The organism is Nocardia sp. N2S4-5 (assembly GCF_044628355.1).
Taxonomy (GTDB): Bacteria; Actinomycetota; Actinomycetes; order Mycobacteriales; family Mycobacteriaceae; genus Nocardia; species Nocardia wallacei_B.
Genome location: NZ_JBIUPM010000001.1, coordinates 4,263,449 through 4,278,048, shown reverse-complemented (window position 1 = coordinate 4,278,048; position 14,600 = coordinate 4,263,449). Strand labels below are relative to the sequence as shown.

The 14,600-nt window shown below is 67.9% G+C and carries 13 protein-coding genes; 9 read left to right on the top strand and 4 right to left on the bottom strand.

From position 1 onward, the window contains the following. Positions 1 to 17: 17 nt before the first annotated feature. Positions 18 to 1,076, bottom strand: a complete 1,059-nt coding sequence (locus tag ACFMRZ_RS19465; protein ID WP_400180251.1) for a substrate-binding domain-containing protein — start codon at positions 1,074 to 1,076, stop codon at positions 18 to 20. A gap of 46 nt (positions 1,077 to 1,122) precedes the next feature. Between ACFMRZ_RS19465 and ACFMRZ_RS19460 the strand changes: the two genes are divergently transcribed. Next, complete coding sequence (locus tag ACFMRZ_RS19460; protein WP_187686458.1) at positions 1,123 to 1,560, top strand: MarR family winged helix-turn-helix transcriptional regulator; 438 nt, start codon at positions 1,123 to 1,125, stop codon at positions 1,558 to 1,560. A gap of 189 nt (positions 1,561 to 1,749) precedes the next feature. Further along, positions 1,750 to 3,042, top strand: coding sequence for a M18 family aminopeptidase (locus ACFMRZ_RS19455; protein WP_280273660.1), 1,293 nt, complete (start codon positions 1,750 to 1,752; stop codon positions 3,040 to 3,042). Here the strand turns inward: ACFMRZ_RS19455 and ACFMRZ_RS19450 are convergent. Beyond that, positions 2,997 to 4,172, bottom strand: a complete 1,176-nt coding sequence (locus ACFMRZ_RS19450; protein WP_280362760.1) for a glycosyltransferase 87 family protein — start codon at positions 4,170 to 4,172, stop codon at positions 2,997 to 2,999. The two genes, ACFMRZ_RS19455 and ACFMRZ_RS19450, sit on opposite strands and share 46 nt — an antisense overlap. A gap of 286 nt (positions 4,173 to 4,458) precedes the next feature. On the opposite strand from ACFMRZ_RS19450, the gene purL reads away from it, so the two are divergent. Beyond that, positions 4,459 to 6,753: a phosphoribosylformylglycinamidine synthase subunit PurL gene (gene purL, locus ACFMRZ_RS19445; protein WP_400180250.1), complete on the top strand. Its 2,295-nt coding sequence runs from the start codon at positions 4,459 to 4,461 to the stop codon at positions 6,751 to 6,753. A 41-nt stretch (positions 6,754 to 6,794) separates the two neighbouring features. Here the strand turns inward: purL and ACFMRZ_RS19440 are convergent, their stop codons facing one another. Beyond that, a complete protein-coding gene (locus tag ACFMRZ_RS19440; RefSeq protein WP_280362762.1) occupies positions 6,795 to 7,079 on the bottom strand; it encodes a YiaA/YiaB family inner membrane protein in 285 nt (94 codons plus the stop codon). A gap of 139 nt (positions 7,080 to 7,218) precedes the next feature. Here ACFMRZ_RS19440 and ACFMRZ_RS19435 point away from each other — a divergent pair, with 139 nt between their 5' ends. From ACFMRZ_RS19435 to ACFMRZ_RS19415, 5 genes are all read left to right on the top strand, one after another. After that, positions 7,219 to 8,976, top strand: coding sequence for an alpha/beta hydrolase (locus ACFMRZ_RS19435; RefSeq protein WP_400180249.1), 1,758 nt, complete (start codon positions 7,219 to 7,221; stop codon positions 8,974 to 8,976). A 3-nt stretch (positions 8,977 to 8,979) separates the two neighbouring features. Then, positions 8,980 to 9,588 (top strand): CPBP family intramembrane glutamic endopeptidase, encoded by a 609-nt coding sequence (locus tag ACFMRZ_RS19430; RefSeq protein WP_400180248.1) that lies wholly within the window; start codon positions 8,980 to 8,982, stop codon positions 9,586 to 9,588. Between the two features lie 88 nt (positions 9,589 to 9,676). Next, positions 9,677 to 10,561 carry a hypothetical protein gene (locus tag ACFMRZ_RS19425; RefSeq protein WP_400180247.1) on the top strand — a complete coding sequence of 295 codons (885 nt, stop codon included), beginning with the start codon at positions 9,677 to 9,679 and terminating at the stop codon, positions 10,559 to 10,561. A 6-nt stretch (positions 10,562 to 10,567) separates the two neighbouring features. Continuing rightward, positions 10,568 to 10,933, top strand: a complete 366-nt coding sequence (locus ACFMRZ_RS19420; protein WP_400180246.1) for a hypothetical protein — start codon at positions 10,568 to 10,570, stop codon at positions 10,931 to 10,933. 83 nt (positions 10,934 to 11,016) lie between these two features. After that, complete coding sequence (locus ACFMRZ_RS19415; RefSeq protein ID WP_400180245.1) at positions 11,017 to 11,403, top strand: sterol carrier family protein; 387 nt, start codon at positions 11,017 to 11,019, stop codon at positions 11,401 to 11,403. A 25-nt stretch (positions 11,404 to 11,428) separates the two neighbouring features. Here the strand turns inward: ACFMRZ_RS19415 and ACFMRZ_RS19410 are convergent, their stop codons facing one another. Beyond that, positions 11,429 to 12,757 (bottom strand): YhgE/Pip domain-containing protein, encoded by a 1,329-nt coding sequence (locus ACFMRZ_RS19410; protein ID WP_400180244.1) that lies wholly within the window; start codon positions 12,755 to 12,757, stop codon positions 11,429 to 11,431. Positions 12,758 to 12,869: 112 nt separating this feature from the next. On the opposite strand from ACFMRZ_RS19410, the gene purF reads away from it, so the two are divergent. Next, positions 12,870 to 14,459, top strand: a complete 1,590-nt coding sequence (gene purF / locus ACFMRZ_RS19405; protein WP_280272948.1) for an amidophosphoribosyltransferase — start codon at positions 12,870 to 12,872, stop codon at positions 14,457 to 14,459. Positions 14,460 to 14,600 lie beyond the last annotated feature (141 nt).

Below are 14,600 nucleotides of genomic sequence, written 5' to 3'. Positions count from 1 at the left end.
TTACGCACCGTTCGAGATCAGCTGATGCGGCCGAGTATCCGGAAATCCACGCCCTCGGCCCGGGCGATCTGCGCCGACTGCACCGCCTGATTGCCCCGGAACCGACACTTGCCCGACGGGGTCTCGAGCACCGCGCCCTCGGTCAGCGCCGTGTGGATGCGCGGCACATCGAAGCCGCCCACGGTCTCCGCGACCGCGCGCAGCGTGTGCATCGCCTCGTAACCGGTATTGCCGAAGTAGGTGAGCTGCGGCGCGAACGGGCCGTGCAGCCGCCGATAGCGGTGCACGCGTTCGGAATCGGGGAAGAACGACGAGGAGACGAAGAGGTTCTCGTTGGCCTCCGCGCCGGCCGCGAGCAGCACGGTCTCGTCGACGGCCGGGCTGACCCGGACCTGCCGCGCCGCCCGGCCCGTGTGCGCGAACTGACAATTGAACCGCGCCGCGTCGGAGCCCACCAGCAGCATGATGACCCCGTCGGCCCGGTCCAGGCGCGGGTCGGCGAGGAACTCCGCGAAGTCGGCGGTGCCCAGCGGCACGAAGTGTTCCAGCACGAGCGACGCCGGATTCGCCAGGGCGGTGTGCACGGCCGCCGCGGTCGCGCGGGGCCAGATGTAGTCGTTGCCGATGAGGGCCCAGCGGCGGACGTCGTATTCGCGGCGCAACCACGCCATCGCGGCCAGAATGTGCCCTTGCGGATCCTCGCCGATCATGAGCACCCCGGGCATCTCGTCCGGCAGGCCCTCGTGGATGGTGGCGAAGAGGTACGGCACCCGGCCGTCGGCGGCCCGGGCCACGGCCCGGCGCACGGCCGAAATATGCCAGCCCGTGATCGCGTGCACCATCCCGGTCGCCAGCAGCGCCGAGACCTCGCGCGCCACCTCGGCCGGGGCGCGCCCGCCGTCGATGGTGGTGACCCGCACTTCCCGTCCGAGAATTCCTGTGCCGCCGTTGATTTCATCTACGGCCAGGGAGATTGCGGCATCGACCGAGGGGCCGATAATTCCACCAGACCCCTGTAGTGGGACGATGTCGAGAACCTCGATAACATCGTCCGGGGTCTCGCGCGAGGCGAACATTCGGTACCCTTCTTCTCGTCAGAGCGAAAATGATGGGCGGGAAAATATGTCGACCATTGTAGGCGGATTTGCGACGCTGCATGGAGCGCTGCGGGCCGCCGAACGCAGTTGGTTACGTCACCTCGATGCGGCATTGTGTGCCAGGCAACTTTCGGCCGATCAATGGGCGATGCTGTCGAAATTGTCCGATCAGGTGGGCGTCACGATGAGCGAGCTGGCCGCCCGCGCGCAACTGCCACCCTCCTCGGCCACCCGCCATGCCGATGCGCTCGCCGAACGCGGTCTGATCTTCCGTATCGCCGCCGAGGACGACCGCCGCCGCATCCTCATCGGCCTGACCAAGCGCGGCACGGAACTGGTCGAGTCCGTGCGCTGCGAGGAGAGCCGGGCCGAGGAGGAATTGCGGAAGCGGATCGGCGCGCGCAGCCATGCCGAACTGCTGCGGTTGCTGGAAATGGTGACCGACGTGCCCGTTGCCGACTGAACTAATAGTCAATCATCCTATGTTTTCGACGCCCGAAAAATTGCGACATTCGGGTCCGAATATCATTCTCGCGCGAAATTTTATTTCGCCGGTCGAGTGCCGTCCGGAGTTCTGTCGGAGAGGCAGTGACAGAAGTCCCCGGGGTACAGGACGACCGGCCCTGGCCCGGCGGGCTCTAGGATCGCCGGTATGACGGTCTCGACCACCGCGACGGCGTCCGGGCTGTGTGCCTTCGTCGACGCCTCGCCCTCCCCGTTCCATGTCGTCCGCACCGTCGCAACGGAATTGACCGCGCACGGCTTCACCGAACTGCCCGAGCCACGGCCGTGGAGCGGCGGCGCGGACGGGCGATACTTCGTGGTGCGCGGCGGTTCGCTGCTGGCGTGGGCCGGGTCCGCCGCCGACGCGGCCGCGCACCCCTTCCGGGTGGTCGGCGCGCACACCGACAGCCCGAATCTGCGGGTCAAGCAGCATCCCGACCTGGCCGGGTCGGGCTGGCAGCTGGTCGGGCTGGAGCCCTACGGCGGGGCCTGGCTGAACTCCTGGCTGGACCGCGAGCTGGGAATCTCGGGGCGGCTCACGATCCGCGACGGCGACACGGTGGTCGAGCGGCTGGTCCGCATCGACGAACCGCTGCTACGGGTGCCGCAGCTGGCCATCCATCTGTCCGAGGACCGCCGCGGCGTCAGTCTGGACCCGCAGCGGCACGTCAACGCCGTCTGGGGGGTCGGCGGCGAGCCGCGCTCGTTCCTCGCCTACGTGTCCGAGCAGGCCGGGATCGACCCGGACGCGGTACTGGGCTGGGAGCTGATGACCCACGACCTGTCGCCGAGCCGGCTGATCGGCCGGGACAGCGACCTGCTCAGCGCGCCCCGCTTGGACAATCAGGGCACCTGCTACGCGGGCCTGCACGCCTTCCTGGCCGCCGCCGACCAACCGGGCGCCGCGACGCCGGTGCTGGTGATGTTCGATCACGAGGAGGTCGGCAGCCAGTCCGACCGCGGCGCGCAGTCGGATCTGCTGCCCGCGGTGCTGGAGCGGATCGTCCTCGCCCGCGGCGGTGGCCGCTCGGAGTACCTTGCGGCGCTGGCAGGTTCGATCTGCGCCTCCGGGGACATGGCGCACGCGACGCACCCCAACTATCCGGAACGGCACGAGCCCGCCCACCGCATCGAGGTCAACGGCGGTCCGGTGCTGAAGGTGAACCAGAATCTGCGCTATGCCACCGACGCCGTCGGCACCGGAGCGTTCGCGCTGGCGTGCGCGCAGGCCGGGGTGCCGTTGCAGCGCTACGTGCATCGCGCCGATCTGCCGTGCGGATCGACCATCGGACCGATGACCGCGGCCCGGACCGGTATGCCGACAGTCGATGTCGGGGCGCCGCAGCTGGCGATGCATTCGGCGCGGGAACTGATGGGCGCGGCGGACGTGTGGTCCTACTCGGCGGCGTTGGCGGCGTTCCTCACTCCGGGCGGCCGGTAGGCCAGCGCGCCGATCGCCAGGATCGCGAAGGTCACCAGCACGTAGCTGCTGCCGATCAGCTGCTCCCACAGCGACCAGCGGGCCTCCTGATCGTTCTGGTGCGGCAGCAGCCAGTGCGGGCCGACGAAGAACATGACAGTGATCGCGGCGAGGACGCCGGTGTAGACGCGGCCGCGTCGAGGATGTTGCGGCGGAAGGCCGTTCGTGCCGCGCGTGGTCTGCGCGGCGACCGCGGTCAGCAGCGCGGGCGCCACCCACACCCAGTGGTGCGACCACGAGATGGGCGAGATCAACAGCACCGCGGCGGCGTTCACCAGCAGTGCGGAGATCTCGGCACCGGCGTCGAGCAGCCGCTTCATCCACAGTGCGGCGAGCCCGACGGCGATGAGCGACATGATGATCCAGATCAGCGTCGCCGCGTCGTCGGAGACCCCGAGCCGGAAGGCGAAGCCCTTCAGCGACTGATTACCGGCATAGGACGCCGGGCCGATGCGGTCGGTGTCCCACAGCGTGTTGAACCAGTACTCCGCCGAATCCTGCGGGAACAGCAGGAATCCCAGGCCGACCGCCCCGATCGCGGAGAGCACCAGCGTGATCGAGGTGCGCCAGTCTCGGCGGATCACGAAGTAGAGCAGGTACGCGCCGGGAATCAGCTTGACCGACACCGCGATTCCGATCAGCATGCCGCGCGGCCAGAACGGCTTGCGCACCAGCGTGTCCAGTGCGATCGCGGCCATCAGGATCAGATTGATCTGCCCGAAATTGAAGGTCTGGCGCACCGGTTCGGTGAGACCGAGAACGGCTACGGCGCCGATCACCAGCGCCAGTCTGGTCGGGCGGTCCAGGCTCGGACGTAATCGGAGCAGCGCCAGCCACAGCGTGATCCCCAGGCTCGCCAGCGAAATCACCAGTACCAGGGCCTCGGCCGCGCCGAGCGGCATGACGGCCAGCGGCGTGAACAGCAACGCGGCCAGCGGGGGATAGGTGAACGGCAGACCGATCCCGCCCGACTTCGGCATCGGACCGTAGAGGTCGCCGCCGTCGAGCCAGACCCGGGCGCCGTTGCGGTACACCTGCAGGTCGATGTAGCCATGCCATAGCTTGAAGACGAAGGAAATAATCGCCGACAACGCGAACAGGGCAATTGCGATCAGTAGCAGACGTAGCTGACGAGTTGTCAGACCTGCTGTGAGGGCCCCCTCGGAGGCAGTTACCGGCGCTTCGTCCGGATCCGCGACCCTGGATCGATCTGTCACTTGATCAGCGTATCCCGGCACCGGTCGGCTGCCTGGTCGGGTGGGGTTTGCCACACACTAGACTGAGCTCGTCTCCCCGCCCGCTCGAGCCTCACGTCGCACCCGGCGCCGCTGCCGGTTGCCCGTCGTATGCCCGGCCGAAAGGACCTTGGTACCCACCGTGACTGTCCCCGTCGACACCGTCAGCGCCGCCGCAGCCACCCCGGATACCCCCCAGCCCTACAAGGAACTGGGCCTGAAGGACGACGAATACGCCCGCATCCGGGAGATTCTCGGCCGCCGCCCGACCGATGCCGAGCTGGCGATGTACTCGGTGATGTGGAGCGAGCACTGCTCCTACAAGTCCTCCAAGGTGCACCTGCGCTACTTCGGGCAGACCACCACCGACGAGATGCGCCGGGCCATGCTGGCCGGCATCGGCGAGAACGCCGGCGTGGTCGACATCGGCGACGGCTGGGCGGTCACGTTCAAGGTGGAGAGCCACAACCACCCGTCCTACGTCGAGCCGTATCAGGGCGCGGCGACCGGCGTCGGCGGCATCGTGCGCGACATCATGGCGATGGGCGCGCGGCCGATCGCGGTCATGGACCAGTTGCGTTTCGGCGCGGCCGAGCACCCCGACACCCGGCGCGTGGTGGACGGCGTGGTCCGCGGCATCGGTGGCTACGGCAATTCGCTGGGCCTGCCGAATGTCGGCGGCGAGACCGTCTTCGACCCGTCCTACCAGGGCAATCCGCTGGTGAACGCGCTGTGCGCCGGGGTGATGCGGGTGGAGGATCTGCACCTGGCGTTCGCCTCCGGGCAGGGCAACAAGATCATTCTTTTCGGCGCGCGCACCGGGCTCGACGGTATCGGCGGCGTCTCCGTGCTGGCCTCGGACACCTTCTCCGGCGACGAGTCGGGCACGGGGCGCAAGAAGTTGCCGAGCGTGCAGGTGGGCGATCCGTTCGCGGAGAAAGTGCTCATCGAATGCTGTCTGGAGCTGTACCACGCCGGGCTGGTGGTCGGTATCCAGGATCTCGGCGGGGCCGGATTGTCCTGCGCCACTTCCGAACTCGCCGCGGCGGGCGACGGTGGCATGCACGTCGAGCTGGACCGGGTGCCGTTGCGCGCGGCCAATATGACTCCGGCGGAGATCCTTTCGAGCGAGTCGCAGGAGCGCATGTGCGCGGTGGTGACGCCGGAGAACGTCGACGCCTTCCTGGATGTCTGCAAGAAGTGGGACGTGCTGGCCACCGTGATCGGCGAGGTCACCGACGGTGATCGGCTGACGGTGAGCTGGCACGGCGAGACCGTGGTGGACGTGCCGCCGCGCACCGTCGCGCACGAGGGCCCGGTCTACGAACGGCCGGTGCGGCGTCCCGACGAGCAGGACGCGCTGATCGCCGATGTCCCGGATGCGCTGGCGCGTCCCGGGACCGGCGACGAGCTGCGCGCCACCGCGCTGAAACTGCTCGCCAGCCCGCAGCTGTGCAGCCGTCGCTGGATCGTCGAGCAGTACGACCGGTACGTGCGCGGCAACACCGTGCTGGCCGAGCACGCCGACGCCGGCGTGATCCGCATCGATGAGGCGTCCGGCCGCGGGATCGCGCTGGCCACCGACGCGTCGGGCCGCTACACCAAGCTCGACCCGTACACCGGCGCGCAGCTGGCGCTGGCCGAGGCCTACCGCAATGTCGCCGCCACCGGCGCCACCCCGAAGGCCGTCACCAACTGCCTGAACTTCGGCTCGCCGGAGGACCCGGGCGTGATGTGGCAGTTCCAGCAGGCCGTGCGCGGACTCGCGGACGGCTGTGTGGCGCTGGGCATTCCGGTCACCGGCGGCAACGTCAGCTTCTACAACCAGACCGGGCAGACGGCGATCCTGCCGACGCCCGTGGTCGGCGTGCTGGGTGTCATCGACGATGTGCACCGCCGCATCCCGACCGGGCTGGGCACCGAGCCGGGCGAGACGCTGATCCTGCTCGGCGAGACCCGCGACGAATTCGGCGGATCGATCTGGGCGCAGGTCGAGCACGACCACCTCGGCGGCGTGCCGCCGCGGGTCGACCTGGCTCGCGAGCAGTTGCTGGCCGAGGTGCTCACCGCCGGCTCTCGTGACGGAATGATCAGCGCCGCCCACGATCTCAGCGAGGGCGGCCTGATTCAGTCGGTCGTGGAGGCCGCGCTGGCCGGCGAAACCGGTTGCCGCATCCTGCTTCCCGAGGACGCCGACCCGTTCGTCACGCTGTTCTCCGAATCGGCGGGCCGCGTCCTGGTGGCCGTCCCGCGCACCGAGGAGACCCGCTTCACCAAGATGTGCACCGCACGCGGCCTGCCGTGGGCCCGCATCGGCGTGGTCGACCAGGGCTCCGATTCCGTCGAGGTCCAGGGCCAGTTCACGGTGACCCTGGCGGAGTTGCGCGACACCTTCGAGGGCACGCTGCCCAAGCTGTTCGGCACACACGCGAACTGACCCCAGCGCTCGACCAATCCGCGGCGCCGGAGGCGACGCCATCAAGCCCTGAACGGGTCGTGTTCGGCCATGAGTTTTTCCATGCGGGCCTCGTCGATGCGGTGGGTGACCCTGGCCGTCTCGACCTGGTCCCGGACCACCTTGGCGAGGGTGAAAGTGCTGCTCACCAGGAACAGCACGGCCATCAGGAGGAAGCCGCGCTGCCAGATGTCCAGTGGTAGATAGAAGATGCCCGCGCCGGCCGCGAAGAAGCTGACGCCGAAGGCGATAGCGGCCTGCGCGAGAAAAGCGGGAGTGCTCTTCTGCTGTGCGTTCGGGTTGCTCATGGCTACAGCGTGCCGGTCGCGGGGCGCGCGGGAACGCGTAGAACTACCCGGTTTCGGCTGGGTAATTCCCGGACCTCCGGTTACCGTGCTCACGCCGTGAGATCCCCGATTTCCGATCTCGTGCCGCCATACTTGACGGGTGCTCGATACCGCCGACACTCTCACGACGCTGCGTGCGCGCGGCGGCGTCGCCGCCCGGCGGTCCGCGGTGCTGCTGCGCCGCGTCGAGGCGGATGTCATCGGGCTCAACTATGTCGGACTGGTCGTGGCGACGGTGTTCTTCGCCTTGTCGGTCACGCCGTCGCTGCTGCCGCGCGACTGGCTGTTTCAGGGCCTCATCAGCGGACTCAACGCCGCGGCGGGGTACGGCGCGGGTTGTCTGCTGGAGTGGTTGTTCCGCAAGTGGATTCGGCCCCGGCTGCCGATCGGCACGCCACCGCTGCGGGTGCAGTACGCGCTGAAACTGGTCGTGCTGGCCGCGTGCGTGCTGATCGCCATCTGGATGCTGGTGCTGTCGGCGGACTGGCAGCGGCAGATCTCGGCGCTGATGGACATGGAGGGCACCACCCGCGCCGCGTACCTGCGCACCGGTGCGTTGAGCCTGACCGTCGGCGTCATCGTGGTCGCGGTGTACCGCACCCTGCGCGAGACGGTGCGATTCTCCGCGCGGTTGCTCAGCCGCTGGGTGCGGGTGCCGCCGAAGTTCGCGCCGACGGTCGGCGTCATCGTGCTGACCGTGCTGGCCGTGACGTTGTTCAACGGCGTGGCCACGCGGGCGTTCTTCGCGGTGGCCAACTCGGCGTTCAGTGTGCGCAACGACAAGATGTCCGATTACGCGGTGCAGCCGCAGCGGCCCGAACGTTCGGGCAGCCCGGGGTCGCTGGCGAAGTGGGAGACGCTGGGTTCGGAGGGGCGATGGTTCGTCTCGCACGGCCCGGACGCGTTCCGTATCGGCGCGGTGACGAAATCACCGGCGCGCGAACCGGTTCGGGTGTACGTCGGCCTGGACTCCGCGAAAGACGATGTGACACAGGAACAACTGGCGGTCGAGGAGCTGGAACGTACCCACGCCTTCGACCGCAAGGTGCTGGTCGTGGTCACCACGACCGGGACCGGTTGGGTCAATTCGGAGACGGCGGGGGCGATCGAGTACCTGTACCACGGCGACACCGCGATCGTCGCCTCGCAGTACTCGTATCTGCCCAGCGTGCTGTCGTTCCTGGCCGACCGCGAGAAGGTGGCGGTGGCGGGGCGGAAGATGTTCGCCGCCATTCACGCGGCGTGGTCGCAGCGTCCGCCGGAGGCGCGGCCCAAACTGCTGGTGTACGGGGAGAGTCTGGGGTCGCAGGGCTCGGAGTCGGCGTTCGACGGGCTCGCGGATCTGCGCGGCGAGGTGGACGGTGCGCTGTGGGTGGGGCCGCCGAACTCGAATCGCCTGTGGCGGCAGTTCATCGACCGTCGTGACCCCGGTACTCGCGAGGTCGAGCCGATCTACGCCGACGGGCTGGTGGTCCGGTTCGCCTCTGTCGCACCGGATCTGAGCGAACCATCGGCGGATTGGCGGCGGCCGCGCATCGCGTATCTGCAGCACGCGTCCGATCCGATCGTCTGGTGGTCGACGGATCTGATCTTCTCGCAGCCGGATTGGCTGTCCGAACCGCGCGGTGCCGATGTGTCGTCGCAGATGCGGTGGTGGCCGTTCGTCACGTTCTGGCAGGTGGCCGTCGACCTGACCAACGCCCAGGGTGTCAGCGACGGGCACGGTCACAATTACGGCAGTCTGGTCCTGGACGGCTGGGCGGCGGTGCTGCCGCCGCCGGACTGGACTCCGGAGACGCACGAACGCATCCGGACCCAGCTGGAGCTGTCCGAGGCCTTCGAGCGCGCGGTGAAATGAGTCATGGGTATATCGAAGAAGCTTGCCGCCGTGGGCATTCCACTGCTGTGGAGTAATGTGCTGCTGCCGCGTCTGGCGCTCGGCATGCGGTCGCGCACGGCCGCCAACGCCGCGTTCGCGACGGCCTATTCCCTCACCTTCCGCGGCCGCCCGAACTGGCTCTCGCGCCGTGGGTTCCGCTGGGGCGTGGGAGCGGGGGCTGTCGTCGTCGCCGGTTACGCTGCCGCCCTGGCGATTCCGCCACTGCGCGCCCGTATCACCACCTTCACCGACCGCGCACCGGAAGTGCCTCTGGCCGAATGGGTCCTCGTCCACATCCCGATCGGCACCGTCTACTGCGAGGAACTGATCTTCCGAGGTACTCTGGACCCCCTCCTCGGCCGCCCCGGAAACTGGCTGAGCCCACTGACTTTCGGCCTCTGGCACATCCACCCTGCCCGCGCCGCGGGCGACAACATCCTCACCACGATCGCCGCCACAACAGCCGCGGGCACAGCATTCTCCTACCTCCGCCGCCACACCGACAGCACAACAACCCCCGCCCTCCTCCACTTCGCCCTCAACGCCGGCGGCGCCGTGGCCCCGCAACTCGCCACCCACCCCGAACCCTGATCCGCGAGTCACTGCCGACACGCCGAAACCTGTTGTCCAACACGCAAATCCGGCCGAGTTTGTCGGTGTCCCCCGATACTCTTCCGCAATGCCCAGTGCCATGCACGAAGTCCTGGCCGACCTATTCCGCCACCGCCCCCTCCTCGCCGCGGACCTACTAGAACTCGTGCCGGACGTACCCCTACCCGAGTTCACCGACGCCCGCCTCGAATCCGGCGACTTCCCCGACATCGACCCCACCGAATACCGAGCCGACGCCGTCGTCGCCTTGACCAGCAACGGCACCACGGCATTGGCGATCGTCGTCGAGGCGCAACTCCGACCCGACCCCGGGAAGCCGTGGAATTGGCCGGTGTACCTGACGACCCTGCGCGCACGCCTGCGGTGCGCAGTAGTGCTGCTGGTGGTGTGCCCGACCAACCGCACCGCGGCGTGGTGCCGCACACCTATCCCACTCGCACCCGGATGCGTACTCACTCCGGTTGTCGTCGGTCCCGCGGAGGTCCCGATCATCACGGACCCCATCTCGGCCGCGGAAAACCCTGAAATGACCGTCCTGTCCGCGATCACGCACCGGAACGACGACGCCCGGGACAAGATCCTCTCGGTCGTCGCCAGCACGGTGGTCGACGTGCCGAACGGCGATATGTACATTGACCTGGTAATGGCCGTACTCCCCAAGGCGGCCCGGGACATGTTGGAGACCCTCATGAGCACCGGCACCTACGAGTACAAAAGCGAATTCGCCCGCCGCTACTACGACCGCGGCGCAGCACAGGGTGAGGTACGCGGCGAGGCACGCGGTGAGGCGCGTGGTGAGGCGAAGGTCTTGCTGAAGTTCCTCCGGCACCGTTTCACGGTTCCCGACTCCGTCGCCGAGCGGGTGATGACCTGCATGGATCTCGAGCAGCTGGACATCTGGACCGACCGTGCACTAGATGCCGCCACCTTGGACGAGGTCTTCGAGAGCTAGCCGGGGATGACCGGCGAAAGCATCGGCAGCGCATTCGAACCGCTCGTCGCCGCAAGCCCTTCTTCGGTTTCGCGTAACCATGAAGGGTGGGCAGTAGTTTGTGCGGGTATCCGAGAAGCTGTGCAGGGCATCGTCGCTGCTGGCAATTACGAGTACAAGAGTGAGTTCGCTCGGCGTTACTACGACCAGGGTTTGGCACGGGGTGAGGCGCACGGCGGGGCGAAAGTCCTGCTGAAGATTCTTCGGCATCGTTTCACCGCTCCCGATACGGTTGCCGAGCGAGTAATGACCTGCACGGATATCGAGCAGCTGGACATCTGGACCGACCGTGCACTAGACGCTGCCACCTTGGATGAGGTCTTCGAGAGTTAGTGGGGATGACCGGCGAAGGCATGGGTAGGGCATTCGCTGTGGGCGTGAGGTGGGGTGTCGGTGGGTGCCGCTAATCTCTGGTTGTGGTGCGTCGGTCTGGGGTGGATCCTGCGGAGTTGCGAGTTGCGGTGGGGGCGGTGAGTGCGTGGTTGCGGGATGACGGGGTGGGGGCGCCTGGGCGGGGGGAGATTGCGGCGGCGGTGAAGGGGAGTGCTCGGGCGTTGGCGGTGGGGGCGCCGGGGCATTCGGTGGAGGTTCGGGTGCCGCCGTTCGTGGCGGTGCAATGTATCGAAGGGCCGCGGCATACGCGGGGGACGCCGCCGAATGTGGTGGAGACCGATCCGCGTACCTGGTTGCTGCTGGTGACGGGGCTGCTCGAGTTCGAGGACGCGGTGGCCTCGGGAGCGTTGACCGCCTCGGGGCTGCGGGCCGGTGAGGTCGCGCGCTGGTTGCCGCTCGTGCCGCTGTGATCCAGCCTGGCCCCGGACGGCCGGATCAGGCCGTTTGGGTGTGGGGGAGCGGTTTGCGCTCCAACCCCTTGCGGTCGTAGAAGCGGGTGATCGTGAGGCCGAGCACCAGCCCGATTGCCAAGCCCAGCAACGACATCCAGATGCCGCGGGTCAGCCCGGCCGCCCCGCTGCCGTTGAAGTACAGCAGCGACCGGGTGCCCAGGAACACCTGGTGCATCGGCTCGAAGTTCGCCAGCCAGGCGAAGTACTTCGGCGTCGCCTCGATCGGCACCGTACCGCCGGAGGACGGCAGGCCCAGGATGATGAACACGATCAGGTTGACGATCAGCCCGGACGTGCCGATCGCCGCGAGCACGGAGGTACAGGTGAACCCCACCGCGATCATCACCAGGACGCCGTAGAGAAACAGCGCCAGCGGTTTGTCGATGGGCATGCCGAGCAACTTCCCGATACCGAGCAGCGCCGCCGACACCACCACCGCCATCGTCGCCACGGCCGCCCATTTCAGCAGCAGCGTCCGCACCCGGGAGATCGAGGCGCGCGGATAGTGCAGATACCACGGCCCCCACTCGGTCGGCAGGAATCCCAGGGCCGCATCGATCAACTGATGGATGATCATCGCGCCCACCATGCCGACCAGCAGAAGCAGCAGACTGTAGAAGAACGCGGTCAGCCCCTCGCCCGAACCTCCCGGCAGCGGCCGGAACTGCTCGATCACGATGTTCAGCGGGGCCGCGAGCGTGATCCGGGTGGCGCCGGACAACTCCGGCGCGGGCGCACCGCCGGGCGGCGGTTTCAGCTGGGCCTGCACCTGCTCGGTGAGTTGCTTGCCGACCTGCGCCTGGACCTGCGTCAGCGCCTCCTCCCCGAACCGCTGCAGGATGGCCGTGGCGAAGGCGCCGGTGCGCGGATTGGTCTGCAGCGTGATGATCGGCCGCTCGATGTCGCCGGGAATCACGCTGCCGATCCCGAGAATCCCCAGCCGCTTCGAGAAATCGCTCGGGATGTAGATGGTCCCGTACACCTGCGCCGACTGCATCTGCAACTGCGCCTCGCCCGGCCCGACCACGCGCAGGTCGATCTTGTCGGAGGGCACCGCCTGCCGCAGCCCCTCGGCCACCTGGTCGCCGAAGTTCACCGGTTTGTCCTGACCGGGCAGAGTGTCGCCGACGTCCTGGTTCACCAGCGCGACCGGAAAGCCGTGCAGATTCTTCTCGGGATCGACGACATAGTCGAGATACATCACACCCAGCATCGAGGCCAGCAGGGTCATGACGATCACCGGGAAAACCCACTTCACCGGGGTCAGATGCCGTGCCGGGGGACCCTGTTGCGAGGTGTCGGTAGTCGCCACGGTCGAACGGTAGCAGCAAACAGCCTGTCAACCGGGTGATCCCGCGCGAGGTTTCGCGCGGATGACCCGTAGACTGATCAGTGCCCCCCGCCCGTCGAACAGGGAGCAAACGGTGACCAACGCCGATCTGTCGGTCAACAGCCCCAACCTGCTACAAACACCTGCCCCGGACCAGCCCGAGAACGAGCCGCGCGAGGAGTGTGGTGTCTTCGGAGTGTGGGCCCCGGGCGAGGATGTGGCCAAGCTCACCTACTACGGTTTGTACGCGTTGCAGCACCGTGGTCAGGAGGCGGCGGGCATCGCCGTCGCCGACGGCGCGCAGGTGCTGGTGTTCAAGGATCTCGGCCTGGTGAGCCAGGTGTTCGATGAACAGACCCTGGCCGCCATGCCCGGCCATGTCGCCGTCGGACACTGCCGCTATTCCACCACCGGCTCGGTCACCTGGGAGAACGCACAGCCGATCTTCCGCACCACCGCCGTCGGCACCGGACTCGCGCTGGGGCACAACGGGAATCTGGTGAACACCGCCGAATTGGCCGCCCGCGCCCGCGAATTGGGACTGACCAGCGGCCGGTTGTCCGGCGGCTCGATGGCGGCCACCTCCGACTCCGACGTGATGACGGCGCTGCTGGCGCACGCCGCCACCGACAAGAGCATCGAGCAGGCGGCGATGGAACTGCTGCCCGCGCTGCGTGGCGCGTTCTGCCTGACCTTCATGGACGAGCACACCCTCTACGCCGCGCGCGACCCGCACGGGGTGCGCCCGCTGTGCCTGGGCCGACTCGACCGCGGCTGGGTGGTTGCCAGCGAGACCGCCGCACTCGACATCGTGGGCGCCTCCTTCGTGCGCGAGATCGAGCCGGGCGAACTGCTGGCGATCGATGCCGACGGCGTGCGCTCGTCCCGCTTCGCGAATCCGGAGCCCAAGGGCTGCGTGTTCGAGTACGTCTACCTCGCCCGGCCCGACAGCACCATCGCGGGCCGCTCGGTATACGGCACCCGGATGGAGATCGGCCGTCGCCTGGCCGGTGAGCACCCGGTCGACGCCGATCTGGTGATCCCGGTGCCGGAGTCCGGCACCCCGGCCGCGGTCGGCTACGCGCAGGGCTCGGAGATTCCGTACGGCCAGGGCCTGATGAAGAACGCCTACGTCGGCCGCACCTTCATCCAGCCCAGTCAGACCATTCGCCAGCTCGGCATCCGGCTGAAGCTGAACCCGCTGCGCGAGGTGATCCGCGGCAAGCGGCTCATCGTCGTCGACGATTCGATCGTCCGCGGCAACACCCAGCGCGCGCTGATCCGGATGCTGCGGGAGGCCGGCGCGCTGGAGATCCACGTCCGGATCGCCTCGCCGCCGGTGAAGTGGCCGTGCTTCTACGGCATCGACTTCGCCTCGCGGGCGGAGCTGATTGCCAACGGCTCCGGCCCCGACGACACCGAGTCGGTGGACGAGATGGTGGAGAACGTGCGCCGCTCGATCGGCGCCGACTCGCTCGGCTACATCTCGATCGAGGGCATGATCGCCGCCACCGAGCAGCCCAGCAGTCGGCTGTGCTGCGCCTGCTTCGACGGCAAGTACCCGATTCCGCTGCCTACCGAGGCGGCCATCGGCAAAAATGTGCTGGAGGGCATTCTCGGCGGGAAGAGTGAATCGGAACTGCTGGGCAGCAACGCGAACGCGAGCGCGCTCAGCCGTCCCTGACCAGCTTCCCGTCGGTCGCTCTGCAACTTTATGTCACGAGAACGACGCTTTTCCACCTCGAGACAACCTGATTGTTGCGAAACGCAACATATTTGCAACCGTACGGCGGTACTGTCCCCGCCATAACCGAAGTTCACCGTG